Source organism: Streptosporangium roseum DSM 43021, assembly GCF_000024865.1.
GTDB classification, from domain to species: Bacteria; Actinomycetota; Actinomycetes; order Streptosporangiales; family Streptosporangiaceae; genus Streptosporangium; species Streptosporangium roseum.
In genome coordinates, this window is sequence record NC_013595.1 from 2,086,850 (window position 1) to 2,112,128 (window position 25,279).

At 70.3% G+C, this 25,279-nt stretch carries 19 protein-coding genes; 13 read left to right on the forward strand and 6 right to left on the reverse strand.

Features of this window, described 5'->3' with window-relative positions; translation table 11 throughout:
* The first annotated feature begins 213 nt into the window (after positions 1-213).
* The 8 genes from SROS_RS09410 to SROS_RS09445 all read left to right on the forward strand — a co-directional run bounded on the left by SROS_RS09410 (position 214) and on the right by SROS_RS09445 (position 12,154).
* Complete coding sequence (locus tag SROS_RS09410; RefSeq protein ID WP_012888680.1) at positions 214-1,515, forward strand: aspartate aminotransferase family protein; 1,302 nt, start codon at positions 214-216, stop codon at positions 1,513-1,515.
* Complete coding sequence (locus tag SROS_RS09415) at positions 1,512-3,017, forward strand: CoA-acylating methylmalonate-semialdehyde dehydrogenase (RefSeq protein WP_012888681.1); 1,506 nt, start codon at positions 1,512-1,514, stop codon at positions 3,015-3,017. Before SROS_RS09410 ends, SROS_RS09415 begins: the two co-directional genes overlap by 4 nt.
* Before the next feature lie 168 nt (positions 3,018-3,185).
* Positions 3,186-4,517, forward strand: a complete 1,332-nt coding sequence (locus SROS_RS09420; RefSeq protein ID WP_012888682.1) for a type 2 periplasmic-binding domain-containing protein — start codon at positions 3,186-3,188, stop codon at positions 4,515-4,517.
* A gap of 248 nt (positions 4,518-4,765) precedes the next feature.
* Positions 4,766-5,992, forward strand: a complete 1,227-nt coding sequence (locus SROS_RS09425; RefSeq protein WP_012888683.1) for a saccharopine dehydrogenase family protein — start codon at positions 4,766-4,768, stop codon at positions 5,990-5,992.
* Between the two features lie 487 nt (positions 5,993-6,479).
* Positions 6,480-7,457, forward strand: coding sequence for an ABC transporter permease (locus SROS_RS09430; protein WP_012888684.1), 978 nt, complete (start codon positions 6,480-6,482; stop codon positions 7,455-7,457).
* The gene (locus tag SROS_RS09435; protein ID WP_012888685.1) at positions 7,458-8,297 is read left to right on the forward strand and encodes an ABC transporter permease; all 840 of its coding nucleotides are present in this window, start codon (positions 7,458-7,460) and stop codon (positions 8,295-8,297) included.
* 71 nt (positions 8,298-8,368) lie between these two features.
* Positions 8,369-10,429, forward strand: a complete 2,061-nt coding sequence (locus tag SROS_RS09440; protein ID WP_012888686.1) for an ABC transporter ATP-binding protein — start codon at positions 8,369-8,371, stop codon at positions 10,427-10,429.
* A gap of 21 nt (positions 10,430-10,450) precedes the next feature.
* Positions 10,451-12,154: an ABC transporter family substrate-binding protein gene (locus SROS_RS09445; protein ID WP_012888687.1), complete on the forward strand. Its 1,704-nt coding sequence runs from the start codon at positions 10,451-10,453 to the stop codon at positions 12,152-12,154.
* 103 nt (positions 12,155-12,257) lie between these two features.
* On the opposite strand, the gene SROS_RS09450 is transcribed toward SROS_RS09445, so the two are convergent.
* On the reverse strand, positions 12,258-12,470 hold the full coding sequence (locus SROS_RS09450) for a hypothetical protein (protein ID WP_174435249.1): 213 nt from the start codon (positions 12,468-12,470) through the stop codon (positions 12,258-12,260).
* 212 nt (positions 12,471-12,682) lie between these two features.
* Positions 12,683-14,035 carry a 4-aminobutyrate--2-oxoglutarate transaminase gene (gene gabT / locus SROS_RS09455; RefSeq protein ID WP_012888689.1) on the reverse strand — a complete coding sequence of 451 codons (1,353 nt, stop codon included), beginning with the start codon at positions 14,033-14,035 and terminating at the stop codon, positions 12,683-12,685.
* A 123-nt stretch (positions 14,036-14,158) separates the two neighbouring features.
* Here gabT and SROS_RS09460 point away from each other — a divergent pair, with 123 nt between their 5' ends.
* Complete coding sequence (locus tag SROS_RS09460; protein WP_245564595.1) at positions 14,159-15,592, forward strand: PucR family transcriptional regulator; 1,434 nt, start codon at positions 14,159-14,161, stop codon at positions 15,590-15,592.
* A 64-nt stretch (positions 15,593-15,656) separates the two neighbouring features.
* Here the strand turns inward: SROS_RS09460 and SROS_RS09465 are convergent, their stop codons facing one another.
* Complete coding sequence (locus SROS_RS09465; RefSeq protein WP_012888691.1) at positions 15,657-16,283, reverse strand: TetR/AcrR family transcriptional regulator; 627 nt, start codon at positions 16,281-16,283, stop codon at positions 15,657-15,659.
* Between the two features lie 217 nt (positions 16,284-16,500).
* On the opposite strand from SROS_RS09465, the gene SROS_RS09470 reads away from it, so the two are divergent.
* Positions 16,501-17,928, forward strand: coding sequence for an aldehyde dehydrogenase family protein (locus tag SROS_RS09470; RefSeq protein WP_043651676.1), 1,428 nt, complete (start codon positions 16,501-16,503; stop codon positions 17,926-17,928).
* Positions 17,929-18,324: 396 nt separating this feature from the next.
* On the opposite strand, the gene SROS_RS09475 is transcribed toward SROS_RS09470, so the two are convergent.
* From SROS_RS09475 to SROS_RS09485, 3 genes are read right to left on the reverse strand one after another with little or no spacing between them, the layout of a single operon-like run.
* Positions 18,325-18,618 carry a type II toxin-antitoxin system Phd/YefM family antitoxin gene (locus SROS_RS09475; protein WP_043655132.1) on the reverse strand — a complete coding sequence of 98 codons (294 nt, stop codon included), beginning with the start codon at positions 18,616-18,618 and terminating at the stop codon, positions 18,325-18,327.
* Between the two features lie 32 nt (positions 18,619-18,650).
* The gene (locus tag SROS_RS09480; protein WP_012888695.1) at positions 18,651-19,676 is read right to left on the reverse strand and encodes a trypsin-like serine peptidase; all 1,026 of its coding nucleotides are present in this window, start codon (positions 19,674-19,676) and stop codon (positions 18,651-18,653) included.
* 53 nt (positions 19,677-19,729) lie between these two features.
* Complete coding sequence (locus SROS_RS09485; RefSeq protein WP_012888696.1) at positions 19,730-20,761, reverse strand: trypsin-like serine peptidase; 1,032 nt, start codon at positions 20,759-20,761, stop codon at positions 19,730-19,732.
* Positions 20,762-20,945: 184 nt separating this feature from the next.
* Between SROS_RS09485 and dxr the strand changes: the two genes are divergently transcribed.
* The 3 genes from dxr to SROS_RS09500 all read left to right on the forward strand — a co-directional run bounded on the left by dxr (position 20,946) and on the right by SROS_RS09500 (position 25,218).
* Positions 20,946-22,130 (forward strand): 1-deoxy-D-xylulose-5-phosphate reductoisomerase, encoded by a 1,185-nt coding sequence (gene dxr / locus SROS_RS09490; protein ID WP_012888697.1) that lies wholly within the window; start codon positions 20,946-20,948, stop codon positions 22,128-22,130.
* A 35-nt stretch (positions 22,131-22,165) separates the two neighbouring features.
* Positions 22,166-23,332 carry a flavodoxin-dependent (E)-4-hydroxy-3-methylbut-2-enyl-diphosphate synthase gene (gene ispG / locus SROS_RS09495; RefSeq protein ID WP_012888698.1) on the forward strand — a complete coding sequence of 389 codons (1,167 nt, stop codon included), beginning with the start codon at positions 22,166-22,168 and terminating at the stop codon, positions 23,330-23,332.
* Between the two features lie 293 nt (positions 23,333-23,625).
* Positions 23,626-25,218 (forward strand): alpha/beta hydrolase, encoded by a 1,593-nt coding sequence (locus SROS_RS09500; RefSeq protein ID WP_012888699.1) that lies wholly within the window; start codon positions 23,626-23,628, stop codon positions 25,216-25,218.
* Positions 25,219-25,279 lie beyond the last annotated feature (61 nt).

The following is a 25,279-nucleotide window of genomic DNA, read 5'->3' on the forward strand; positions in this document are numbered from 1 at the left end:
CGCCCGTCGCAGGGCGCAAGCCGTACAGGACCCTCCGGCCCGGGAGGGGCGGCCCCGCCGGCCGCGCCGCGCGGATCCGGGAAGGCCGGAGGGCGTCCCATGCGCCGTCGGCCGCGCCGTACGGATCCGAAGATTACAGTGTGACGGCTTGGGCGACTATCTCCCGACACGTTGACGGTAGGAGTGGTCGTCCCGAGCGGCGATACTCGATACATGTCGGACCTTCTCGCACGCCACCGGGCGGTAATGCCCAACTGGCTGGCCCTCTATTACAACGAGCCCATCGAGATCGTCGGCGGCAAGGGCAACCGGGTCGTCGACGCGTCGGGGAAGAGCTATCTGGACTTCTTCGCGGGCATCCTGACCAACATGATCGGGTACGACGTGCCCGAGGTGCGCGAGGCCGTCGAGCGCCAGCTCGCCACCGGGGTCGTCCACACCTCCACGGTCTACCTGCTCCGAGGCCAGGTCGAGCTCGCCGAGAAGATCGCCAAGCTGTCCGGTATCAAGGACGCGAAGGTCTTCTTCACCAACTCCGGCACCGAGGCCAACGAGACCGCGCTGCTGCTGGCGACCTACGCGCGCAAGTCCGACCAGGTGCTCGCCATGCGGCAGAGCTACCACGGCCGCTCCTTCGGCGCGGTCAGCGTGACCAGCAACCGCGCATGGAAGAACAACTCGCTGTCGCCGCTGAACGTGCACTTCCTGCACGGCGCCGACCGGCACCTCACGCAGTTCCGCGGGCTGTCGGACGCCGACTACATCAAGGCGTGCGTCGACGACCTGCGCCACGTGCTCTCCACGTCCGTCTCCGACGACGTGGCCGCGCTCATCGCCGAGCCGATCCAGGGTGTCGGCGGGTTCACCATGGCCCCCGACGGGCTGTTCGCCGCCTACAAGGAGGTCCTGGACGAGCAGGGCATCCTGTTCGTCTCCGACGAGGTGCAGACCGGCTGGGGCCGTACCGGCTCGGCCTTCTTCGGCATCCAGAACCACGGCGTCACGCCGGACATGATGACCTTCGCCAAGGGGCTGGGCAACGGCTTCGCGGTCGGCGGCGTCGTGGCCCGCGGCGACCTGATGGACAACCTGCACGCGGTCGGTCTCGCGACCTTCGGCGGCAACCCGATCTCGATGGCCGCCGCCAACGCGACGCTGGACTACGTCCTCGACCACGACCTGCAGGCGAACGCCGCCCGGACCGGTGCCCTGATCATCGACGGGCTCCGCGAGGCCGCGCCGCGCCTGCCGATCGTCGGCGACGTCCGCGGGAAGGGCCTGATGTTCGCCGTCGAGCTCGTCGACCCGGCGACCGGCGAGCCCTCCCCGGCACTCGCGGCCCGGTTCATGGAGGAGACCAAGAAGGCCGGTCTGCTCGCGGGCAAGGGCGGCCTGTACGGCAACGTGCTCCGCATGGCCCCGCCGCTCACCCTGACGCCGGACGAGGCCGCCGAGGGCCTCGGGATCATCGTCAACGCACTCGAAGTCATCAACGCCGAGGTGGTCCCGTCGTGAAGAACGTCACCCACTGGATCAACGGAGCTCCCGCCGAGGGGACCGGTCGCACATCCGAGATCTTCGATCCGGCGACGGGCGAGGTCAGCGGGCAGGTCCAGCTGGCATCGGTGGCCGAGGTCGACGCGGCCGTGGCCGCCGCCGTGGCGGCCTTCCCGGCCTGGCGGGACGCCTCGCTGGTCAAGCGGGCGCAGGTGCTGTTCCGCTTCCGCGAGCTGATGTACGCCAACCGTGACGAGCTCGCCCGGCTCATCTCCGCCGAGCACGGCAAGGTCCACTCCGACGCGCTGGGCGAGGTGGCCCGCGGCCTGGAGGTCGTGGAGTTCGCCTGCGGCATCCCGCACCTGCTCAAGGGGGGCTTCTCCGAGGGCGTCTCCACCCGGGTCGACTCCTACTCGATCCGCCAGCCGCTGGGCGTCGTCGCCGGCATCACCCCGTTCAACTTCCCGGCCATGGTGCCGATGTGGATGTTCCCGATCGCGATCGCCGCGGGCAACGCCTTCATCCTGAAGCCGTCGGAGAAGGACCCGTCGGCCTCGCTGCTGATGGCCTCGCTCTGGAAGGAGGCCGGGCTGCCGGACGGCGTCTTCAACGTCGTCCAGGGCGACAAGGTGGCGGTGGACCGGCTGCTGGAGCACCCGGACGTGCGCGCCGTCTCCTTCGTCGGGTCCACGCCCATCGCCAAGTACGTCTACGAGACCGGCACCTCCCACGGCAAGCGGGTCCAGGCGCTGGGCGGCGCCAAGAACCACATGCTCGTGCTCCCCGACGCCGACCTCGACCTCGTCGCCGACGCCGCGGTGTCGGCGGGCTTCGGCTCGGCGGGGGAGCGCTGCATGGCGATCTCCGTCGTGCTGGCGGTGGACCCGGTCGGCGACGAGCTGGTCGACAAGATCGTCTCCCGCGTCTCCGAGCTGACCGTCGGTCCCGGCGACGACCCCGCCTCCCAGATGGGTCCCCTGGTCACCGAGGTCCACCGCGACAAGGTCGCCTCCTACCTCGACCTGGGCGTCGCCGAGGGCGCCAAGCTCGTCGTGGACGGCCGCCAGACCCCGATCCTCGGCGGCGCCGCGGCGGCCGAGACCCCGGGCTTCTGGCTCGGCCCCACGGTCCTCGACCACGTCCCGGCCGAATCCCGGGTCCACCGGGAGGAGATCTTCGGCCCGGTCCTGACGATCGTGCGGGTGTCCTCCTACGAGGAGGGGGTGGAGCTGATCAACGGCGGCGAGTTCGGCAACGGCACCGCGGTCTTCACCAACGACGGCGGCGCCGCCCGGCGCTTCCAGAACGAGGTGGAGGTCGGCATGATCGGCATCAACGTGCCGATCCCGGTGCCGATGGCCTTCTACAGCTTCGGCGGCTGGAAGGCCTCGCTGTTCGGCGACACCCACGTCCACGGGACCGAGGGCGTGCACTTCTACACCCGCGGCAAGGTCGTCACGTCGCGCTGGCTCGACCCGAGCCACGGCGGCGTCAACCTGGGGTTCCCGACCAACAAGTAGTCTCCGCGCGGCGGAGCCCGGCGAGCGACCTCTCTCGCCGGGCTCCGCCGTTTCGTCGCAGGTCACCATGGCCGTACCGCGGGCAGGAAAGATCCATGCGAGCTGCCGGCCGGGGAGCGGGCCGGTAGGCTCCCGGTCAGGTCGGCACCGGCATCGTGGGAGGACTTCGTGACCAGGGACAGGGGCCGCCGTACGCGTCTCGGGGTGCTGGTGGGGGCGAGCGGGCTGGCGCTCGCCGTCGCCGTCCCGGCGGGGATCGCGAGCACCGCCCCGCCGGTGGGGGCCGTGAGTGCCGCCCAGTCGGCGGGGAGTCCGCCGGCGCGGGCGCTCGCCGACGCCCCGCCGGTGGGGCGTCCGCCGGTCCCGGACACCGCCCGGCCGGTGGGTGCGGCAGGCACGGCCCCCACCGCCGCCGCGGCGCCCACCCGGGGCCCCGGCTCCGGCGCGAGCCCCAGCCCGAAGCCCTCGGCGTCCATCGGCAAGGGCGAGGGAACGCTCCAGGTGCTCACGTTCCAGGGCCACGTCGAGTACGGCGGGACCAGCGCCAGGGCCAACTGGGTCTCCTCCTTCGAGGAGGACACGGGGTGCCGCGTCGTGAAGCTCGACCGGGTCAGGACGGGCGAGGAGATGGCCGCCAAGCTCCTCGGCAACTCCTACGACGTCATCTCGCCCCCGCCGGACCTGGCCGGACTGCTGATCGCGGAGCGCAGGGTCGCGCCGGTCGAGACCGCCCTGATCGAGGCCTACAAGCACATCCCCAAGCGGCTGCGCGAGCTGCCCGCCCTACGGCGGGAGGGCAAGGTCTACGGCATCCCGTATCTCTGGGGGGTCAACCAGGTCATCTACGAGCTGGGCAGGCCACAGGGACCGGAGGCGCTCTACACGACCTCCCCCGTGGCGATCAGGGACAGCCCGCTGAGCATCGCCGACGCCGCGCTGGCCCTCGCGCGGACCGGCCCCGGGCCGGAGGTCAAGGACCCGTTCCAGCTCACCGCCGCCCAGCTCGACGCGGCCGTGAAGCTGCTCGCCGAGCGGGACGGTCCCGACCGGGTCTACTGGAAGGACTCCATCGATGTGATCCGGGCCCTCGCGGCGGGCTCGGTGCGGCTCGCCCAGGCCCTGCCGTACCACCGGGATCTCTTCCAGCGCGCGGGCCGGCCGATGAAGGCGCTGGACGGGGCGCCGATGACCGGGTGGGTCGACTCGTGGATGCTCGCGGCCAAGCCCGCCAGCCCGAACTGCGCCTACAAGTGGCTGAACTGGACCAGCTCGGCGGAGGCACAGCGCTCGGCCGCCGCCTGGACGGGGCTCGCCCCGGCCAACCCCGAGGCGTGCACGGGACGTGCCCGGCGTATGTGCGAGGTCTACCGCGTCCGTGACGACGCCTGGGTCCGGCGTGTCTTCTTCGCCACCCGCCCGACAAGGGATTGCGGCGGCCGGGGCGGGGAATGCACTGACTACACCGACTGGACGCAACGCTGGAAGAACCTTGTGAAGTGAGCGGGGGTTCCGTGGTCCGAGCTTGACGTGAGCCGCGGCACGCCCATTCCCCCGCCGGGCGTGACCCGCCAGGGGCGCTCCGGGTGATCCCCCGACCCCGGAGCGCCCCGCCTTTTCTGTAGGCATGTCTGCCAGCCCTCCGATTCGCCGCGATTTCCGTCGTGATCTTCAACATCAGCAATGGATTCAGTGGTGAAATCATGTCCTCGCTATCGACTGGTTGACCAGTCAGCGAGTAGGCTCCTGTCATGAGAATTCTTCTTGTAGGGGCCGGCGGGGTCGGCTCCGCTGTGGTTCCGATCGCCGCGCGCCGAGATTTCTTCGAACACATCGTGGTGGCGGACTCCAAACAGAGCCGCGCCGCCGACGCCGTGGCCAAGATCGGTGATCCGCGCTTCAGTGCCATCGGGCTGGACGCCTCCGACCAGGCGGCGGTCGAGGCCGCCCTGGCCGAGCACCGCTGTGACGTCCTCTTCAACGCCGTGGATCCCCGTTTCACCATGTCCCTTTTCCGGGCGGCGCTCAACGCCGGGGCGCACTACCTCGACATGGCGATGTCACTGTCGCGGCCCCACCCCCGCAGGCCGTACGAGCTGACCGGCGTGAAGCTGGGCGACGAGCAGTTCGCGCTCGGCGACGCCTGGCGCGACAGGGGCACGCTGGCGCTGGTCGGCATGGGGGTGGAGCCCGGCCTCGCCGACGTGTTCGCGCGCTACGCGGCCGAGCACCTCTTCGGGAGCATCGAGGAGATCGGCATCCGCGACGGGTCGAACCTGGTGGTCGAGGGCTACGACTTCGCGCCGACCTTCTCGATCTGGACGACCATCGAGGAGTGCCTCAACCCGCCGGTGATCTGGGAGAACGGCGGCTGGCACACCACCGAGCCGTTCAGCGAGCCGGAGGTCTTCGACTTCCCCGAGGGGATCGGCCCGGTCGAGTGCGTGAACGTCGAGCACGAGGAGGTGCTGCTCGTGCCGCGCTGGATCGACACCAAGCGGGTGACGTTCAAGTACGGCCTCGGCGAGGAGTTCATCGACGTCCTCAAGACCCTGCACAAGCTCGGCCTGGACAACGCGGGCAAGATCCGGGTCGGCGGTGTCGAGACCTCTCCCCGTGACGTCGTCGCGGCCAGCTTGCCCGATCCGGCCACGCTCGGCGACCGGATGCGCGGCAAGACCTGCGCCGGCACCTGGGTGAAGGGCGTCGGCAAGGACGGCGAGCCGCGCGAGGTCTACCTCTACCACGTGGTCGACAACGAGTGGTCGATGCGGGAGTACGGTTGCCAGGCGGTGGTCTGGCAGACCGCCGTGCACCCGGTGGTCGCCCTGGAACTGCTGGCCACCGGCGGCTGGTCGGGCACCGGGGTGCTGGGGCCCGAGGCGTTCGACGCGGTGCCGTTCCTGGATCTGCTCAACGCCTACGGCTCGCCGTGGGGAATGCGCGACCAGGCCGGCCAGGTCCTGCAGCCCGCCTGACCCGGCTCCTGCAGCCCGCCTGGCTCCTGCCCCCGCCTGGCCCCTTGCACGCCTGGCTCCTGCCCCCGCCTGGCCCTTGCCCGCCCGGCTCAGCCCGAGCCTCACCTTCGGCGTCCGGTCCCCGAGTCCGTACGCCACCCGCGACGGCCGCCGTCGCGGCCGGCGCCACCCTCCCCGGGGCGGCGGCCATGATCATCTGGCCGTCGCCCCGGGGCGTGTCGGGCCAGGTCATGTGACGTCTCTCACGTGGTTTCGGTGGTCTGTATGGCTTATGTCCCGGCATTGTTACAGGATCCGGACACCATGACTCCCGATCGTTATGCCATGCGGTCGGCCTGACCTCCTCCGACAGGTATCGTTTCGCTCATCCCAGACTAAAAAAGTCAAAGCGGGATTAAACGTGCGCTAACGGGGATAAGCGACATCCGCTCACGTGGATGGCCGCGGCCGCCCCTCGCGCTCCCGGGCGACAGACGAGGGGAGGACGATGGGCTCCTACCTGCTGAAGCGGCTGATCAGCAATGTCCTGCTCGTGGCGATCGCCGCGAGCATGGCCTACTTTCTCGCCGCGACCAGCCTCAACCCCAGGGCCAAGTACGAAGGCCGCCAGCCGCCGGTGGCGGAGGCGGTCGTCGACGGGTTGCTGGACGACTACAACCTCAACGACAAGACGCCGGTCTTCGAGCGGTACGTCACCTGGGTCTCCGGAGTCGTCCAAGGCGATCTCGGCAGGACCTGGGAGGGCAAGGAGGTCAACGGCGAGATGGGCCGGCGCATCGGCGTCAGCCTGCGACTGCTGCTCATCGGCACGATCGTCGGCTCGGGCATCGGGGTGGCCGTCGGGGCCTACGCCGCGGTCAGGCAGTACACGATCAGCGACCGGGTGATCGGCGTGACCTCCTTCGTCATCATGGCGATCCCGGTCTTCGTGATCGCGACGATGCTCACCATCGCGGCGGTCGGGCTCAACGGCGCCCTGGGCTTCACGCTGCTGGAGTACACCGGCGAGTACACCCCCGGGCTGAGCGGCTGGGAGCAGTTCACCAGTCGGCTCAATCACCTGATCCTGCCGACGATCTCGCTCTGCCTCGGGCAGATCGCCTTCTACAGCCGGATCCAGCGCAACATGATGCTGGACGTGCTGGGCCAGGACTTCGTCCGCACCGCCAGGGCCAAGGGCCTCAGCCGCAGGAAGGCGCTGTTCAAGCACGCGCTGCGGACCGCGCTGATCCCGGCCGCGACCTACTTCGCCTTCGCCTTCGGCACGCTGCTGACCGGTGCGATCTTCACCGAGAAGATCTTCGGCTGGCACGGAATGGGGGCCTGGCTGGTGGACTCGATCCAGCAGAACGACACCAACGCGGTCGCCGCGGTGAGCCTGTTCGCCGCCGTCTGCGTGCTGGTCGCGGGCCTGCTGTCGGACCTCGCCGTGGCCGCCCTCGACCCCCGGGTCCGGGTGAGCTAGATGCGCTCGAAAGTCGTCCTCGCCCGCCTGGCGCGCAACGCGCAGGCCCGCTACGGCCTCTTCGCCCTCCTGCTGCTCCTGCTGCTCGCCTACGTCGGCCCCTTCGCCGGCGCCCACGACTGGACCGACAAGGACTTCCTGGCCTTCCTGGAGCCGCCCTCGGCCGAGCACTGGTGGGGCACCACCCAGATCGGCCAGGACGTCTACGCGGTCACCCTGCGCGGCATGCAGAAGTCGATCATCATCGGCTTCCTCGTCGCCCTCTTCTCCACCGGCGTCGCCGCCCTGGTCGGCGCCGCCGCCGGCTACTTCGGCGGGTGGGTGGACAGGGCCCTGATGTGGGGCGCGGACCTGCTGCTCGTGCTGCCCAGCTTCCTGATCATCGCCATCCTCTCGCCGAACCTCAAGGGCGGCTCGTGGCTCTGGTTCGTGGTCCTGCTGGCGGCCTTCTCCTGGATGATCACCTCCCGGGTGGTGCGGAGCATGACGCTCTCCCTGCGGGAGCGGGAGTACATCCTGGCCGCCCGTTACATGGGCATCCCCGGCTGGAGGATCATCCTCCGCCACGTCGTGCCGAACCTCTCCTCCCTGCTGATCATCGACGCCACGCTCAACGTCAGCGCGGCGATCATCGGCGAGGCGTCCCTGTCGTTCTTCGGCTTCGGCGTCCAGCCGCCCGACGTCTCGCTCGGCACGCTGATCGCGGCGGGTAGCGGGCAGGTCACCGGCTACCCCTGGCTGTTCCTGTTCCCGGCCGGGCTGCTCGTGCTCCTCGTCCTCAGCGTCAACCTCGTCGGCGACGGCCTGCGTGACGCGCTCGACCCGGGGAGCAACCAGTGAACGAGCGAAGCGAGACGACCCGCGGACACGGTGCGCGCGGCGGGTTCGACGGGCCATCAGGCGAGGGGAACATGCCCATCCTTGAGGTGAACGACCTCAACGTCACCTTCCGCGGCGGCATCAAGGCCGTCCGGGGCGTGAGCTACCAGCTCAGCCGGGGCGAGGTCCTCGGCATCGTCGGCGAGTCCGGCTCCGGCAAGTCGGTGACCTCGCTGGCGGTGATGGGCCTGCTCCCGGCCGGCGCCGAGGTCAGCGGCTCGGTCCGGCTGCACGGCCGGGAACTGCTCGACATGCCGGAGGACGAGCTCGTCCGGCTCCGCGGCAAGACCATCGGGATGATCTTCCAGGACCCGCTGTCGGCCTTCACCCCCGTCTACACCATCGGCGACCAGATCGCCGAGGCCGTGCGGATCCACCAGAAGATCGGCAAGGACAAGGCGGCCAGGCGGGCGGTCGAGCTGCTGGACCTGGTCGGCATCCCGCACCCGGACGTGCGGGCCAAGGCGTTCCCGCACGAGTTCTCCGGCGGCATGCGCCAGCGCGCCATGATCGCCATGGCCATCGCCAACGACCCCGACGTGCTGATCTGCGACGAGCCGACCACCGCGCTCGACGTCACCATCCAGGCCCAGGTCCTGGAGGTGCTCAAGACCGCGCAGCGGGAGACCGGCGCCGGCATCGTGATGATCACGCATGACCTCGGGGTCGTCGCCGGCATCGCCGACCGGGTGCTGGTCATGTACGCCGGCAAGCCGGTCGAGCTCGGCACCGTGGACGAGATCTACTACCGTCCGCGCCAGCCGTACACGATGGGCCTGCTCGCCTCGATCCCGCGCATGGACCGCCCGACCGCGCGGCTCATCCCGATCGACGGCAACCCGCCCTCGCCCGCCGCGCTGCCGCCGGGCTGCCCGTTCGCGCCCCGCTGCCCGATGAGGGTCAGCGCGTGCGACGAGGCGGAGCCCGAGCTGGAGCGGATCGGCCCCGGCACCCGGATGTCGGCCTGCATCCGCTCGCACGAGATCGAGCTCAAGGGCCTCGACGGTGCCACGATCTACCCGGTGCCCGAGGCGCCCGCCGAGACGGCCGAGCCCCGGCCGCGCGCCGAGCGCGACACCGTGCTCAGCGTCGAGAACATGATCCGGCACTACCCGCTCATGAAGGGCGCGGTGTTCAAGCGCCGGGTCGGCACCGTGCACGCGGTGGACGGCATCAGCTTCGACGTCGCCGAGGGCGAGACGCTCGCCCTGGTCGGCGAGTCGGGCTGCGGCAAGACCACCACCCTCCAGCAGATCATGCAGCTGGAGGCGCCGCAGAGCGGCACGGTCGTCGTGCTCGGCAAGGACAGCGCCACGCTGGCCAAGGCCGAGCGCAAGGCGCTCCGCCGGGACCTGCAGATCGTCTTCCAGGACCCGATGGCCGCGCTCGACCCGCGCATGCCGGTCGGCGACATCCTCGCCGAGCCGCTGCGCGCGCACGGTCACAAGGACGTCAAGGGCAGGATCGCCGAGCTGCTCAGCCTGGTGGGCCTGGACCCCAGCCACGCCCAGCGCTACCCGCAGCACTTCTCCGGCGGACAGCGCCAGCGCATCGGCATCGCCCGCGCGCTGGCCCTGGAGCCCCGGCTGATCGTGCTCGACGAGCCGGTGTCGGCACTCGACGTGTCCATCCAGGCGGGTGTGATCAACCTGCTGGAGGACCTGAAGGTCAGGCTCGGCCTGTCCTATCTGTTCGTCGCGCACGACCTGTCGGTGGTCCGGCACCTCGCGGACCGGATCGCCGTCATGTATCTCGGCAGGATCGCCGAGATCGGCACGGTCGACGAGGTGTACGGCAGGCCCGCCCACCCCTACACGCGGGCGCTGCTGTCGGCGATCCCGCTGCCCGACCCCGAGCTGGAGCGCTCACGCGAGCGGATCCTGCTCGAAGGCGACCTGCCCAGCCCGGCCGACCCCCCGTCGGGCTGCCGCTTCCGCACCCGCTGTCCCAAGCGCGCCCTGCTGGGCGCCGAGGATGCACGCAGGTGCGAGGAGGAAGAGCCCTCTGTTGTACGGCTCGCGTCCGCCGTCGATCACGGCGCCGCCTGCCACTACCCCGAAGAGGCCGAGGTCGTCGTGACCTCGCGTCACTGACGACCCCTGTTGGAGGAACACGTGAAGGTTGGCTACAAGGCCATCGGCGGAGCCGCGCTCCTGGCCATGGCCCTCACCGCCTGCGCCGGTGGCGGCGCCGACAAGCCCAAGGCCGCGTCGAGCGAGGCCGCCAAGGAGCAGGCCGCCACGATTCCCGGAAGCACGACCAACCCCGTCGCCTACGACCAGGTGGCCGACGGCGGCACGCTGAAGCTCGCGCTCGGCCTGTGGCAGACCCAGTGGAACTACAACCAGGTCAACGGCACCAACGCCAGCACCGACGACGTGATCGAGCCGATCATCCCGCTCGTCGCCATCGCCAACGACAAGGCCGAGGTCACCAACAACCCCGACTACGTCACCGAGTGGAAGATGGAGCTCACCGGGGACAAGCAGGTCGTCACCTACAAGATCCACGAAAAGGCCACGTGGTCGGACGGCACGCCGATGACCTACAAGGACTTCCAGGCCCAGTGGAAGGCCCTGAACGGCTCCAACAAGAAGTACCAGGTCTCCTCGACCGACGGCTACGACCGGGTCGAGTCGGTGGAGAAGGGCGCCACCGACAAGGACGTGGTGGTGACCTTCTCCAAGAACTACCCGGACTGGCCGGGCATGTTCTCGCCGCTCTACCCCGCCTCGACGAACGAGACGCCCGAGGCGTTCAACAAGGGCTGGATCGACAAGCTCCCGATCACCGCGGGCCCGTTCAAGGTCGAGTCCGTCGACCAGACCACCAAGACCGCCACCCTCGTCCGCGATGACAAGTGGTGGGGGCAGAAGGCCAAGCTCGACAAGGTCATCTTCCGGACCATCGAGGACACCGCCAAGCTGAACGCCTTCGCCAACGGCGAGATCGACGCGGTCGAGATCCCGGCGAGCGCCTCCGACCTCAAGCGGGCCAAGGGGGTGCCGGACGTCGACATCCGCAAGGCGGCCGCCCCGAACTGGCGCCACTTCACCGTCAACGGCTCCAGCGAGTTCCTCAAGGACAAGTCGGTCCGCCAGGCCGTCCAGCTCGGCATCAACCGTGAGGTGATCGCCCAGTCCGACCTCAAGGACATGGACTGGCCGATCCAGACCCTCAACAACCACCTGTACATGAACACCCACAAGGGTTACGTGGACAACTCCGGTGAGCTGGGCAAGTACAACCCGGAGAAGGCCAAGCAGCTCCTGGACGCCGCCGGCTGGAAGCAGGAGGGCGAGTACCGCAAGAAGGACGGCAAGGAGTTCGCGATCCGCTTCACCGTCCCCTCCTCCCTGCCCACCGCCAAGCAGGAGGGCGAGCTGACCCAGGCGATGCTGAAGGAGATCGGCATCAAGGTCACCGTCGAGCCGGTCCCGGTCGACAAGTTCTTCGACGACTTCATCATCCCCGGCAACTTCGACATCGTGCCGTTCTCCTGGCTGGGCACGCCGTTCCCGAACGGCGCCCTGCCGCAGATCTACAAGACGCCCGTCAGCGCCGAGAACTTCGGCAGCAACTTCCCGCGCACCGGCACCCCCGAGCTGGACAAGCTGATCGACCAGGCCGCGGGCGAGATGGACCCGGTCAAGGCGATCGAGCTGGGCAACCAGGCCGACAAGCTGATCTGGGACCTGGTCCACACGATCCCGATGTACCAGCGCCCCGACATCTACGCCACCAAGAAGAACCTGGCCAACTACGGCTCCTTCGGGTACTCCGACAAGAGCTGGGCCTCCATCGGCTTCACCAAGTAGCCGCCGGAACCCTCCGTGCCCTTCTCCGCCCCGGCGGGGGAGGGCACTGCCGTCTCACCCCGTCCGGTCCGGGACCCTCCCCGTGAGGTCCCGGGAGCGGGGCTCAGGAGAAGGCCACGCGCTGGTGGAGGGGGTAGACGTTCTCCTGGAGGTCCTGGGTCAGCGCGTCCGCGCACTCCGGGCAGGCGAACAGGGCCCCGTCGTCGGGCAGGCGCCCGATCCTGATCCGTGGGCGGGGCCATTTCTTGTGGCAGGCCACGCAGGCGTCGCCCTCACGCTGGGTGCGGGTCAGACCCTCAGGATCGAATGTCAGCATGTTCTGCGCCGTTCTGTTCGGCCCCCAGTTCATCGCGCCTCCCGTCTTGATCGCGCAGTGTCATATCGGAACCGTTATAACGCCGTCGCGACCCGTGATCGCTTTGGTGGGTGTCAAGCAGTGGTTAAATCACTTCCTACCTAGGGGTCGTACAGCAGCAAAAGGGGCACCCGGCCTCAAGCCGGGTGCCCCTTTTGGGGTGATCTAAACCGTCAGACCTCGCTGATGATCTTCTCCAGGATCGCCAGGCCCTCTTCCAGCAGGTGGTCGGGCATGACCAGCGGCGGCAGGAAGCGCAGGACGTTGCCGTAGGTGCCCGCGGTCAGCACGAGCAGGCCCTCGGCGTGGCACCTCTTGGCGATCTCGCCCGCCGCGGTGGGGTGCGGGTCCTTGGTGCCGGGGACGACCAGCTCGATGGCGATCATGGCGCCGCGGCCGCGCACGTCGCCGATCACCGGGTTCTTGTCGGCGATGGCGCGCAGCCGGGGAAGCATGACCTCGCCGATGCGGCGGGCCTTGCCGGTCAGGTCGTCGGCCTCGATGGTCTCCAGCACGCCCAGCGCCGCCTCGCAGGCGATCGGGTTGCCGCCGTAGGTGCCGCCCAGCCCGCCGACGTGAACCTTGTCGAGGAGCTCGGCGCGGCCGGTGACGGCCGCCAGCGGCAGGCCGCCCGCGATGCCCTTGGCGGTGACGATGATGTCCGGGACGATGCCCTCGTCCTCGCAGGCGAACAGGTCACCGGTGCGGGAGAAGCCGGTCTGGACCTCGTCGGCGATGAAGACGATGCCGTTCTCGCGGCAGAACTCCACGATCTTCGGCAGGAAGCCCCTGGCCGGCTCGATGAAGCCGCCCTCGCCGGCGATCGGCTCGATCACCACGGCGGCCACGTTCTCCGCGCCGATCTGCTTGGTGATCTGGTCGATGGCCTGGGCGGCCGCCTCCTCCGCGCAGTTCTCCGGGCCGGTGGGCCAGCGGAAGGGGTAGGCCAGCGGCACCCGGTAGACCTCGGGGGCGAACGGGCCGAACCTGTGCTTGTACGGCATGTTCTTGGCCGTCAGCGACATCGTCAGCAGGGTCCGGCCGTGGTAGCCGTGGTCGAACACGACGACCGCCTGGCGCCCCGTGGCGTGCCGGGCCACCTTGACCGCGTTCTCCACGGCCTCGGCTCCGCTGTTGAGCAGGAAGGTGCGCTTTTCGTGGTCACCGGGCGTGAGCTCGTTGAGCTTCTCGCAGACCTGGACGTAGGACTCGTACGGCGTGACCATGAAGCAGGTGTGGGTGAAGTCCGCGACCTGCTTCTGCACCCGCTCGACCACGCGCGGGGCAGCGTTGCCGACGCTGGTCACCGCGATGCCGGAGCCGAAGTCGATCAGCGAGTTGCCGTCGGCGTCGACGACGACACCACCGCCGGCGTGCGTCACGAAGACCGGCAGTGTGGTGCCGATGCCCTGGGGAACGGCGGCCTGCTTCCGGGCGAACATCTCGCGGGACTTCGGGCCGGGAATCTCGGTGACGACCCGGCGCTCCTGCGGAAGCGAGGGGCCGCCCTGGGTGACGGTGCTCATACTGCGACGGTATGTCGCACATGCCGGTATGCGGATGATGCACTATGGCAAAATTGCCGATAGCGCTCTGGCCGTAACGTACAAACCCCGGGGGTGGTTGTGGCGCCGACACTCCGCACCGTCGTGCGACGCCTGCCACTCAAGCTCGGCGTGCTCACGGGACAGGACGAGCTCGACCGGCCGGTGCGCTGGGTGGCGGTCAGCGAGCTGGAGGACCCGACCCCCTTCCTGGAGGGCGGCGAGCTGGTCCTCACCACGGGCATGCGCCTGGACGCCGGCAACGCCGGGCCGTACGTCGACCGGCTGGTCGGCAAGGGGGTCACCGGGCTCGGGTTCGGCGTCGGGCTGGGGCACGAGGTGATCCCGGCCGGGCTGGTGGAGGCGGCGACGCGGGCGGGGCTGCCGCTGATCGAGGTGCCGCGCGACACCCCGTTCGTCGCGATCGGCAAGCTGGTCAGCGACCTGATCGCCGCCGAGCAGTACGACGAGATCAGGCGCGCCTTCGCCACGCAGGGCCGCCTCACCCGGGCCGCCCTCCGCCCCGAGGGCCCCCGCGCGGTGGTCGACGGTCTGGCCCGGGAACTCGGCGGCTGGGCCGCCCTGCTCGACGAGGCGGGAGCCGTACGGCACGCCGCCGGAGAGGGCGCGGCCCGCACCGCCGACCTCCTCCCCGAACTGGAGCGCCTGCGCAGGCCCGCGGGCGGGGGCGCGCCCGCGAGCCTGGCACTCTCCACGCCGCAGGAGCACGTCATCGTGCAACCGCTGGGCGCCCGTCGCGTCCGGGGGTTCTTCGCGGTCGGCCTCGACCGGCCGTTCACGCCTGTCGCGCACACCGTGGTCAACGCCGCGGGTTCCCTGCTGACGCTCGCCGTCGAGCACGGCAGGGAGCACCTGGCCGCCGAGCGCCGGGTCCGTTCGGCGGTGCTCCGGCTGCTGCTGGCCGGGCAGGTGCGGGCCGCGCGGGAGACGCTGGAACTGCTGGGGGACGGGCTCCCGGGCGGGCCCCTGGTGGTCCTGGCCGCCGGCGGCGACCAGGAGGCGGTGCTGGAGGCCGCGGGCGACGAGTTCGCGGTGGCGGCCGAAGATCGGGTGGTGGTCGTCGTCGCGGCGGATCGGGTCGAGGACACGGTCTCGACGCTGCGGGAGCACGGCCCGGTCGGCATCGGCTCCCCGGTCGGCCTCGACGGACTGCGCGCCGGGCTCGACCAGGCCGACCGCGCGCTCGCCTCGGCCCGCCGCGCCGCCGAGCCCGTCATGCGCTTCGCCGACCTCGCGGGCCAGGGCCTGCTGTCCCTGCTGGACCCCGGGATGACCGCGGCGTTCTCCTCGGCGCTGCTCGCCCCCCTGCATGAGTACGGCTCGCGCGCCGACCTGCTGGAGTCCCTCCGCGCCTACCTGGCCTGCAACGGCCACTGGGACGCGGCGGCGCAGCGGCTCGGCGTGCACCGCCACACCCTGCGCTACCGCATGCGCCGGGTCGCCGATCTCCTCGGCCGCGACCTCGACGACCCGGCCGCCCGCGCCGAGCTCTGGGTCGCGCTGGCCGTCACCGAGTGAAGCGGCCGCACCGAGTGAAGCGGCCGCCGCCCCGCCCCGCGGGGGCGGGCGCCGGAACGGCCGGTCAGGACCTGTCGACCAGGTAACGGGAGATGGTGGCGTAGGTGACCGCGTCATAGGTGCGGCTGTCACGCAGGTGCCCGGCGCGTTCCAGGCTGATGGCGCCCTGCGCGGCCGCCCAGAGGGCGTCGGCGATCTTCCTGGGCTGCGTCGGGATGATGTATCCGGCCGAGATGCAGTCGGCGATCACCCGGTCGAGGACGTTGAGCGCCGCCCGCGCCAGGGTCCGGGCCCGCTCGCTCGGCAGGAATCCGGGGATCGCCCGCTCGAACATCAGGGCGTAGTAACCGGGTTCGGCCAGCGCGGCCTCCCGGTAGGCGGGGCCGAGCGCGGTGAGGTGCTCCAGCGCGTTCCTGCGCGCGGGCACCGACTCCAGACGTCGCCGGAACCGCTCGAAACCCTCAAGGTAAAGCGCCTCGGCCAGGCCTTCCTTGCTGCCGAACATGGTGTAGATGACGGTCGTCGAGCACCCGGCCTCGGTGGCGATGCGGCGCATCGACAGGCTTTCGGGACCGATGGTGACGAGGAGCTGACTGGCCACGTCGAGCAGCCTGCCGCGGAGTTCGTCCTGGGTGGCCCGTTCGCCGACCAGATAGGCGCCTTGCAGTCCGCGCGGCGCCGATGAGGTCATGCGGCCACGCCCTTCCGCTCTCGGGGGGTTGCATTCGATGACTTAGCCAGGGCGGCGATCCTTCAAACCGTCGCCATATAAGAAATATCCATAATCAGCCCCATTTTCGTTACAGGCAGAGCGGGAGATATTTTTATGCGTAACGGCGTGCCCGCGCAAGTGTCTTGTGCGTAGTGGAGTAACGCCACCTCCGGGCGGGTGGCATACCGTCGGAGTCATGGACGTGCGCCCCTTCTGGCTCGCCGGCCGCCCCGCCATGGGGGACGCCGAGCTCACCGTGACCAACTCCCATGACGGCCGTGTCGTCGGCGTCTGCTCCGTGCCGACCCCCGACCAGGTCGAAGAGGCCGTCGCCGCCGCGGCGGCCGTGCAGAAGCAGGCCGCCGCGCTCCCCATCCACGTGCGGGCCGAGGCTCTGGCCCACGTCTCGCGCCGCCTGGCCGAGCGGGCCGAGGAGATCGCCCGCCTGATCATGGAGGAGAACGGCAAGCCGATCTTCTGGGCCCGCGGCGAGGTGAACCGCGCGATCTCCACCTTCCGGTTCGCCGCCGAGGAGACCCGCCGCCTCGGCGGCGAGGCCGTCCGCCTGGACACCGAGGCCGCCTCCGCCGGCCGCCTCGCCTACGTCTCGCGCGTCCCGCACGGCCCGGTCCTGGCGATCACGCCGTTCAACTTCCCGCTCAACCTGGTGGCCCACAAGGTCGCCCCGGCCATCGCGGTCGGCGCCCCGATCATCGTCAAGCCGGCCCCGGCGACGCCGATCTCCTCCCTCGTGCTCGGCGAGATCCTGGCCGAGACAACGCTGCCCGAGGGCATGTTCTCCGTGCTCCCCGTGCCCAACGACCGCGCCGCCGGTCTGGTCGACGACCCGCGCCTGCCGGTCGTCTCCTTCACCGGCTCCGGGCCCGTCGGTTACGCGATCATGGACCAGGTGCCGCGCAAGCACGTCACCCTCGAACTCGGCGGCAACGCCGCCGCCGTCGTGCTCGCCGACGCCGACCTCGACTGGGCCGCCTCCCGGGTGGCGCTGTTCTCCAACTACCAGGCCGGGCAGAGCTGTATCGCGGTCCAGCGGGTGATCGTCGAGGCGTCGGTGCGCGAGGACTTCGTGGCCAGGCTCGTCCCCGCCGTCGAGGCCCTGGTCACCGGAGACCCCACCGACGACAGGACCCAGGTCGGCCCGCTCGTCTCCGTCGAGGCCGCCGAGCGCGTCGAGCAGTGGGTCAAGGAGGCCGTCGCGGCCGGCGCCCGGCTGCTCGCCGGCGGCACCCGCGACGGCGCCACCGTCGCGCCGACCGTCCTGGCCGACGTGCCGCACGACGCCAAGGTCTCCTGCGAGGAGGTCTTCGGACCCGTGATGATCGTCCAGTCCGTGCCGGGCGTCGACGAGGCATTCGCCGCGGTCAACGACTCCAAGTACGGCCTGCAGGCCGGGGTCTTCACCCGCAACCTGGACATCGCCTTCCGCGCGAACCGGGAGCTCGAGGTCGGCGGTGTGATCATCGGAGACGTCCCGTCCTACCGTGCCGACCAGATGCCCTACGGCGGCGTCAAGGACTCCGGCGTCGGCCGCGAGGGCGTCCGCTCGGCCATGGCGGACTTCACCTACGAGAAGGTCATGGTCCTCACCGGCCTGTCCCTCTGACGGCTCGGGCACAGCCCGTCCTCTCTGGAAATCGTGCAGGCCCTGAGATCGTGTACGGCCCGCACCCCGTCGCCCCGGGGTGCGGGCCGTACCGTTCATGGATCGTGGTAGATCGCGTGGGAGCCGATCCGTCGCCATATGAGGACTGGTTCACCTTGGTCGTCGGCCATGAACGAGAAAGTCGCGCGACCGTCTGGAGAAGCAAAATTCCACGTGAGTGAGTAGACGTCGTGATCCTGCAACTTGTGGATCCGCAAACGCTTGGGCCAGGGGGTCTCACCTCTGTGGGCACCCGCGTTCAACGCCGGGAGCAGGTGGTTGCGGACGACGTCCTTGAACAGCTCCAGATGCTCCTGGGGCAGCCGAGCGGCTTCCCTGCGGAAGGCGGGAGTGCGGTCAAACTTCATCCGCAGCCTCGGCCCTGGCCGCGTCGAGGTCGGCGAAAAGCTCCTCCATGGAGTGGAAGCGGCCGGTGCCGGCCCCCGCTCGGATCTCCTCGTCGGCCTGACGCTCCTTGGCCTGCCACTCCGGAGTCCAGAACCATGCATCCTCATCCGGGATGATGTGAGCCACGGCATGACCATTCCTGGTCAAGTGGATGATCGTGTCGCCACGCGAGACCTGCTCCTCGATCTCGCTCGCATGGGCGGCCAGTTCGTCGATGGGGATCTCGTGGGCGTTCTCACTCATGAGTCGAGTGTAGGTCTGGGCACTCACCGTGGTCACGACCTCTCGGCCGTGGTGTAGAGCTCCCTGGCCACGTCGCCGAAGTAGGGCCCGTACATGGTGCCGTGGTCGTCGCTGTATTTGAAGCTGCTCACCGAGGTGATCGTGCCGCGCCCGGTGGCGACGTCGAAGCCGCTCAGCCAGGGGCCGCCGCTGGAGCCGGCGGTCATGTCGCAGCGCATGCCCTGGTCGTCGGTCTGGCCGTGCGGGTCGGCGCGGACCGGGCCCGCGCAGTAGACCAGGTGCTCGCCGTTGTAGGGGGCTTCGGCGGGGAAACCGAAACCGTGGGTCTGGCGACCCCTGGCAGCGCCGAAGGCGATCCCCTGACCGCCGACGACCTCCTGCAGGTGCCTGCCGCCCCTGTGGTTGAGCGCCACCATGCCGATGTCGTAGCTGTCGTCCGCGCTGCGCGACCACGGGCCCGCGACGAACATGCGCCGGGCGGTGAACTGCCCGTAGGGCTGGCGTCCCTGGTCGTAACCGGGCACGAAGGTCCAGTTGTCCGCCCACGCGCCGGTGCCGTCCTTGACGCAGTGCCCGGCGGTCACCACGAGATCCTTGTTGGTGCTCCTGACCGAGCTCGCCGAGCACACGAAGTCGAGCCCGCCGAGGGTGAGGAAGACCCGCCCGGTGGTGCGCCTCACCGACCCGCCCGCGTTCCAGCGCGTCCCGGCGGTGCGGGCGCCGCGCTGGTGGAGCGGGACGCCGGGCTTGCCGAACATCCCCGCCGCCGTCCCGAGCGGGTCGATCGGGACGGCGGCCGCCATGCGGCGGGGGGTCCAGTAGCCGAGCACGTGGCGCCGGTCCGACGTGCCGCGGGCGGCCACGCGCTCGACGACGTCGCCCCCGGCCGGGGCCGCGACCGCGCTCTTCGCGGCCGGCCGGACCTTCGCGGCCGGCTGCGGGCGGGGGGCGTTTACGGCCTGCTGCCTGTGCTCCGAGGTCGTCGCGCCGGTCTGGGGTGCGCCCAGCAGGACGGCGACAAGCGCGGCACCCGCAAGCAGGGGAAGGCTCGAGGTCATGAGACCCGATTTTGCACTACGTGGTGTGTTGTTGTGACTACTTTAGGTAAAGCTCAAGGGGTGCCGGCGCCCTGGGCGGCCTCGTAGACGGCCTGCGCCTCGGTCCCGAAGTACGGGCCGAACATCCAGCCGGCCGCGAAGCCGTACTTGAAGCTGTTCACCGAGTTCAGCGTGCCCAGGCCGGTGCCCTCGTCGAAGTCGGTGAACCAGGGGCCACCGCTCGACCCGCCGGTCATGTTGCAGTTCAGGCCGATGTCGCGGGACATCAGGAAGTCGTCGAACGCCCGGCCGGCGCAGTAGACCAGCTTCGACCCGCCGTAGGGGGCGGCGGCCGGGTAGCCGAAGGAGTGCATCTGCTGCCGCCGGGCCCGGTTGAAGGAGACGCCCTGGCCGCCCACCACGTCGGTCAGCGACCTGCCGTTCAGCGGGGCCACCACGGCGGCGGCCACGTCGTAGTTGATGTCCTCGCTGTTGTTCCACTGCGGGGTGGTGTAGAGCGTGGTCGCCACCCAGGTTCCGTGCGGCCGGTCGCCCCTGTCGTAGCCCGGGACGAACACCCAGTTGCCGTGGAAGGCGCCGCCCATCTTCACGCAGTGCCCCGCGGTGATCACGGTGCTTCCGTTGTCGCTGGTCACCGCGTTGCCCGAGCAGGAGGCGTTGCGGCCCTGGTAGGTGAAGAAGACCCGGCCGGCGGTCGTGGTGATCGCCCCCCCGCGGGTCCAGGCCGACCCTGTGGAGGCGCGTGCGGCGGCGGACGCCCGGGCGGCCGTGACGCCGTCGCCGGCCGGTGAGGTCGCGGGGACCGAGACGGGATCGGCCGCCGCCTGCGCCGCGATCGCCGCCGCGGTGAGCCGGACGGCGTCCTTCTTCGGCGCGAGGGTGTCGAGCGGCTGGGCGGTCTCCATCTTCGCCTCCGTCCAGTAACGCCGGACGGTGCGCTGTTCGGTCGTGGTGTCGGCGGCCTCCTTCCCGATCGGCTGCGGGCCGGCCGCTGCCGCGCCGGCGCTGTGTGCGACCGCCGCCGGGAGCAGGGTGCTGCCCGCGACGAGGGTGATGATGGGGACCAGGCGTGCCCTGCGGCGCATTTGTACCTCCCGAGACCTGATGCTGACTCGGGAAGCTAGTGCGCTGTATGACCGCATTTCTCGGGATTTACAACTATTGATATGGTGAAATTCAGACTTAAATAGAGCCTTTTATCTCGTGTTTCAGGCATCACGGATTTCGGTGCCGGTTCGACAGGGTGACGGGAGCCGGGAGAATGGGGCGGTGCAGTCAGACACCATCCGCTCCGTTGTCCTGCTCGGCTCGACCGGCTCCATCGGGACCCAGTCCCTCGACGTCATCGCCCGCAACCCCGGCCGGTTCCGGGTGGCGGCGCTCGCCGCCGGAGGCGGCCGGGTCGACCTGCTGGCCCGCCAGGCGGCCGAGTTCCGGCCCGACGCGGTGGCCGTCGCCGACCCCTCGGCGGTGCCCGCGCTGCGGGAGGCCCTGGCTGCGCGCGGGGTCACCGCCAGGGTGCTCGCCGGGCCGGAGGGGGTCGCCGAGGCCGCCGCCTGGCCGTCCGACACGGTGCTCAACGGCATCACCGGAGCGCTGGGGCTGACCTCGACGCTGGCCGCGCTGGAGGCGGGCAGGGTGCTCGCTCTCGCCAACAAGGAGTCGCTGATCATCGGCGGGCCGCTGGTGAAACGCCTGGCCAAGCCGGGGCAGCTCCTCCCGGTCGACTCCGAGCACGCCGCCCTCGCCCAGTGCCTGTGGGCCGCGGGCCCCACCGGCCCCGACGCGTCGGCCGTGCGCCGCCTGATCGTCACCGCGAGCGGCGGTCCCTTCCGGGGCAGGTCGCGAGCCGAGCTCACAGACGTCACCCCCGAGCAGGCCCTGGCCCACCCGACCTGGTCGATGGGCCCGGTCATCACCGTGAACTCCGCCACACTCGTGAACAAGGGGCTGGAGGTCATCGAGGCCCACCTGCTCTTCGACATCGGCTTCGACAGGATCACCGTCGTGGTCCACCCGCAGTCGGTCGTCCACTCCATGGTGGAGTTCGTGGACGGCTCGGTCATCGCCCAGGCGAGCCCGCCCGACATGAGGCTGCCCATCGCGCTGGCCCTCGGCTGGCCGGACCGGGTCGCCGGAGCCGCCCCCACGGTCGACTGGACCAGGTCCAGCACCTGGACTTTCGACCCCCTCGACGACGAGGCCTTCCCCGCCGTCGCGCTGGCCCGCCAGGTCGGCTCCGCGGGCGGTACGGCCCCGGCGGTCTACAACGCCGCCAATGAGGTGTGCGTCGAGGCGTTCCTCGCCGGACGGCTGCCCTTCCTGGGTATCGTCGACACCGTGGCCGCTGTGGTCTCCGAGCACACGGTGACTCGGGCGGATTCCGTCGAAGAGGTGCTCGACGCCGACGGATGGGCACGGGCGAGGGCTCGGGAGCTCACCGCGACTGCCTAGACTGGGGAAAGTCGTCGACACTTCAAGGGCTGAAAATGACTTCTGTTGCTCTCGGTATCCCTTCCGTAAGGACCAGGCCGATCGCCGAGCGACGCAAATCCCGTCAGATCATGGTGGGCTCCGTCCCGGTGGGCGGGGACGCGCCGGTCTCCGTCCAGTCGATGACCACCACGGTCACCGCCGACATCAACGCCACGCTCCAGCAGATCGCCGCGCTGACCGCGTCGGGCTGTCAGATCGTCCGGGTGGCCGTGCCCTCCCAGGACGACGCCGAGGCGCTGCCGATCATCGCGAAGAAGTCGCAGATCCCGGTGATCGCCGACATCCACTTCCAGCCGAAGTACGTCTTCGCCGCGATCGAGGCGGGCTGCGCGGCCGTCCGGGTCAACCCCGGCAACATCAAGAAGTTCGATGACAAGGTCGGCGAGATCGCCCGCGCCGCCTCCGACCACGGGGTGCCCATCCGGATCGGCGTCAACGCCGGCTCGCTCGACCCCCGGCTGCTGCAGAAGTACGGCAAGGCGACGCCCGAGGCGCTGGTGGAGTCGGCCCTGTGGGAGTGCTCGCTCTTCGAGGAGCACGGCTTCCGCGACATCAAGATCTCGGTCAAGCACAACGACCCGGTCGTGATGGTCCAGGCCTACCGCCAGCTGGCCGCCCAGTGCGACTACCCGCTTCACCTCGGCGTCACCGAGGCGGGCCCGGCCTTCCAGGGCACGATCAAGTCCGCCGTCGCGTTCGGCGCGCTGCTCGCCGAGGGCATCGGCGACACCATCCGCGTGTCGCTGTCGGCTCCGCCGGTGGAGGAGATCAAGGTCGGCATCGGCATCCTGGAGTCGCTGAACCTGCGCGAGCGCGGCCTGGAGATCGTCTCCTGCCCGTCCTGCGGCCGCGCCCAGGTCGACGTCTACACCCTGGCCGAGCAGGTCCAGGCGGGCCTTGAGGGGCTGAAGGTCCCGCTCCGCGTCGCGGTGATGGGGTGCGTCGTCAACGGTCCCGGCGAGGCCCGCGAGGCCGACCTCGGCGTCGCCTCCGGCAACGGCAAGGGCCAGATCTTCGTCAAGGGAGAGGTCATCAAGACCGTCCCCGAGTCCCAGATCGTGGAGACCCTCATCGAGGAGGCCCTGCGCCTGGCGGAGGAGATGGGGGTGGAGGTCGATCTCGACGACGACGCTCCCGGCCCCGAGGTCGTCGTCCGCTAGGACCCGCCTGGGCGTCCCGCGTTCGGGCGGGAGCCCCCGGGGTTCCGTGCCGGCTCCGGTGCGCGGGCGCGCCGGAGCGGTGCCGTACGTCTCCGCGCCTCCCGGTCGCCACCGGAGAGGCGGCCGTCCGGCCCCACCACCTGCGCGACGGCGAAGCCGCCCTGGGCGCCTTGCCCGAATTGGTTACACAGCGCAATCGATTAACTACACAGTGGTAAGGATCTGGCTGTTACGCCGATGGCCGTGCCATCCCCCGGGAGACCATCGCCTCTGCCTATGAGGAGGGGGAGTCTGTGAAAAGGGTCGTCGGGGTTGTCGCGGTCGCCGGGATGCTGGCCGTCACCGTCGGGGTTCCACAGGGAGCGGTGGCGCGGGAGCGGGACGAGCTGGTCTGGGGGCCCTGTTCCGACAAGCCCAAGACAGCGGTCCTCGACGACGTGCTCACCACTCCGGCCAGAGCCGGGGAGGGCGAGGTGGAGTGCGCCAACCTGAGGGTGCCTCTCGACTACGCCAACCCGTACCAGACCATCAGCCTGGCCCTGAACCGGATCAAGGGGAAGACCTCGCGGGACCACAACCACCTGGGCGTCCTGCTGGTCAACCCCGGGGGGCCCGGGGCATCCGGCCGCAACCTGGCCAAATACGTCGCCACCCAGCTCCCCGACCACCTGGCCGACCGGTTCGACGTGATCGGCTTCGACCCGCGAGGGGTGGGGGAGAGTGAGCCCGCGCTCCGCTGCGTGGACCCCACGAAATACTACGCCGCGCCGCGCCCCGACCACGTGCCGCACAACGAGCGGGAGGAGGCCGTGCTGATCGGCCGGGCCCGGCAGTACGCCACGGCGTGCGGGAACCGGTGGAGCTGGCTGCTGCCCCACATGAGCACCGAGAACTCCGCCAGGGACATGGACGCGATCCGAGAGGCGCTGGGCGAGCCCGAGGTCAGCTTCCTGGGCTACTCCTACGGGAGCTACCTCGGCGCGGTCTACGCGACGCTCTTCCCCGACCGGGTCAAGCGGCTCGTCCTGGACAGCGTGGTCGACCCCCGAGGGGTCTGGTACGACGCCAACCTCTCCCAGGACGCCGCCTTCGACCGGCGGCACCAGGACTTCCTGAAGTGGACCGCCCGCAACAACGACGTCTACAGGCTGGGCGGGACCGGCAGGGCGGTCTCCTTCGCGTGGTACGCCATGCGGGAGCGGCTGCGCACCCGCCCGGCCGGCGGGGTGGTCGGTCCGAGCGAGCTGGACGACATCTACACCGTCGGCGGCTACTCCGACGCGATCTGGCCGCAGCTCGCCAAGGCGTTCTCCGCCTACGTCAAGAGGGGCGACACCGCCCCCATGCTCGCCGCCTACCGCCGGCACGCGGAGAACGACGCCAAGGCGGAGAACGGGTACGCCGTCTACCTCGGAATACAGTGCCGCGACGCCGCATGGCCGCGTAGCTGGTCCCAGTGGCGGACGGACATGTCGCGGCTGCACGCCAAGGTGCCCTTCCTCACCTGGCCGAACGCCTGGTACAACGCGCCGTGCGCGTTCTGGCCCGAGAAGGGCGGCACCCCGGTGAAGATCCAGGACAGCCCGGAGCTGCCGCCGGTCATGCTCGTCCAGTCCGAGCGTGACGCCGCCACGCCGTACCAGGGGGCCCTGCAGGTGCGCAGGCTGTTCAGCGGGTCCCGGCTGCTGACCGTGCCCGGCGGGAACCACGGCGTCGTGCTCGGCGGCAACCGCTGCGTGGACCGCCATCTGGCGGCCTACCTCAAGGACGGCAGCCTGCCCGGTCCGGCCGAGCGCTCCCTGACCGGTCCGGACGTCCGCTGCGAGGGGAACCCCGAGCCCGCGCCTGCGGCCCGTATGGCGGCGAGGGCTGATTTGGGTAGGTAGATGGGTAGGTGGAGATGACTGGCTCTATGTTGGTTCCTGCCAAAATCGAAGGGGTCGCGTA

Excerpts from the sequence above, each read along its gene's own strand:
- SROS_RS09410 (WP_012888680.1), top strand. The coding sequence starts at position 214 with ATGTCGGACCTTCTCGCACGCCACCGGGCGGTAATGCCCAACTGGCTG.
- SROS_RS09425 (WP_012888683.1), top strand. The coding sequence starts at position 4,766 with ATGAGAATTCTTCTTGTAGGGGCCGGCGGGGTCGGCTCCGCTGTGGTT.
- SROS_RS09430 (WP_012888684.1), top strand. The coding sequence starts at position 6,480 with ATGGGCTCCTACCTGCTGAAGCGGCTGATCAGCAATGTCCTGCTCGTG.
- SROS_RS09435 (WP_012888685.1), top strand. The coding sequence starts at position 7,458 with ATGCGCTCGAAAGTCGTCCTCGCCCGCCTGGCGCGCAACGCGCAGGCC.
- SROS_RS09440 (WP_012888686.1), top strand. The coding sequence starts at position 8,369 with ATGCCCATCCTTGAGGTGAACGACCTCAACGTCACCTTCCGCGGCGGC.
- SROS_RS09450 (WP_174435249.1), bottom strand. The coding sequence starts at position 12,470 with ATGCTGACATTCGATCCTGAGGGTCTGACCCGCACCCAGCGTGAGGGC.
- gabT (WP_012888689.1), bottom strand. The coding sequence starts at position 14,035 with ATGAGCACCGTCACCCAGGGCGGCCCCTCGCTTCCGCAGGAGCGCCGG.
- SROS_RS09465 (WP_012888691.1), bottom strand. The coding sequence starts at position 16,283 with ATGACCTCATCGGCGCCGCGCGGACTGCAAGGCGCCTATCTGGTCGGC.
- SROS_RS09470 (WP_043651676.1), top strand. The coding sequence starts at position 16,501 with ATGGACGTGCGCCCCTTCTGGCTCGCCGGCCGCCCCGCCATGGGGGAC.
- SROS_RS09475 (WP_043655132.1), bottom strand. The coding sequence starts at position 18,618 with ATGAGTGAGAACGCCCACGAGATCCCCATCGACGAACTGGCCGCCCAT.
- SROS_RS09480 (WP_012888695.1), bottom strand. The coding sequence starts at position 19,676 with ATGACCTCGAGCCTTCCCCTGCTTGCGGGTGCCGCGCTTGTCGCCGTC.
- SROS_RS09485 (WP_012888696.1), bottom strand. The coding sequence starts at position 20,761 with ATGCGCCGCAGGGCACGCCTGGTCCCCATCATCACCCTCGTCGCGGGC.
- ispG (WP_012888698.1), top strand. The coding sequence starts at position 22,166 with ATGACTTCTGTTGCTCTCGGTATCCCTTCCGTAAGGACCAGGCCGATC.